The sequence below is a fragment of the Candidatus Symbiopectobacterium sp. NZEC135 genome (assembly GCF_025962695.1).
The window spans coordinates 1-1,289 of sequence record NZ_JAGFPF010000510.1 but is presented as its reverse complement, the minus strand read 5'-3'; the positions used below and the strand labels follow the sequence as shown (position 1 = coordinate 1,289).

Sequence of the window (1,289 nt, the reverse complement as noted above, 5' to 3'; positions counted from 1 at the left end):
TACGACCCGGTTCGTTAAAGGTGGCTGCGCCTGCACCGTAGCTAGTGATTGAAGTCACTCCAGTGTTATCATCGGTACTGGTCAATGATTGAGCATTGCCTTTACGGAACTGACGTTTATCGAGCAGGTTATCCACCCCTCCGGTAATGCTCAGGTTTTTGTTCACTTTATAGGTTGAACTTAAACCAAACACCGCATACGGACTCACCTCGTTAGTATCATAGGCAGCCGTCAGTGGAATTGATGCCACTGGCGTACCCTGATAGTTGTATTTCTTCGGTTTCTGACGACCATACCAGGTCATTTTACCCAGGAAGGAAAGATCGTCGGTTGCCTGCCAACTAACAGAGGAGTTCAGCGTAAATTCTGGCGTAATCGACAGGTATTCTCCCGTCGTTTTGTTTTCAGAACGCAGCATCCAGGTGATGTTGTTATTCCAACTGATGGTTTCCGTAACAGGTACCGTCAAAGAACCTTCCAGCCCTTCCACTAACGCTTTAGGTACGTTTTCCCATTGGAAAATGTTGGCATTGGCATACCTCGCGGTGCTTCCTGTCGTGCTTCCGCCAACAGCGTTACCAATCTTGGTAACACCAGATTCAATCTTATTGCGATAATCGTTACGGAAATACGTCACACCCGCTTGATAGCCATTACGTTTAAATTCAAGGCCAATCTCTTTATTGACGCTAGTCTCTGCGCTGAGATCGTCACGCCCCATCAAGTAGCACGAGCCCGCACCATTACAACCATTACCACGGCTATACAGCAGGTAATTCGGGTTCAGTTGATAGAGGTTTGGTGCTTTATAAGCACGCGCGATACCCATTTTCAGGGTAAAGTCCTCGCCCAATTGCTGTGACAGATTCAGCGACGGGCTCCAGTTGGTACCCACAATGCTATGATGATCGAGACGTAGTGCTGGTGTCAGCATGGTGCTGTCGGTGACTTCGATATTGTCTACGAGAAATACGGAAGCAATACGGGCAGAGATCATGGCTGCGGTTAGTATCCGCAATAGTACCGATGCTTCCGCCTTCATCTGTCGCTTGGTTATTGGAGGAAGGGTCCTGCATCTTCTGTTCAACCCATTCCAAGCCCACTGTCGCCGTTTGATTAAACAGCGCCTCAAACGGAATATTCATTTCGCTATGGGCAGTGTATGCATCTAACTTGATGGTGCTGTATGGCTTATTCGGCAACGGACGTCCCGCAGGACCACCCGAGGTAGGCTCATCAATACGCGTGTTCTGGGTTCTTTCATATTGCAGGTAAGACAGCGTGCTTAT

The 1,289-nt window shown here is 48.5% G+C and carries 1 pseudogene; it reads right to left on the bottom strand.

The features are described from left to right. Positions 1-1,289: pseudogene (locus J5224_RS28310) on the bottom strand (FepA family TonB-dependent siderophore receptor); the annotation flags it as partial.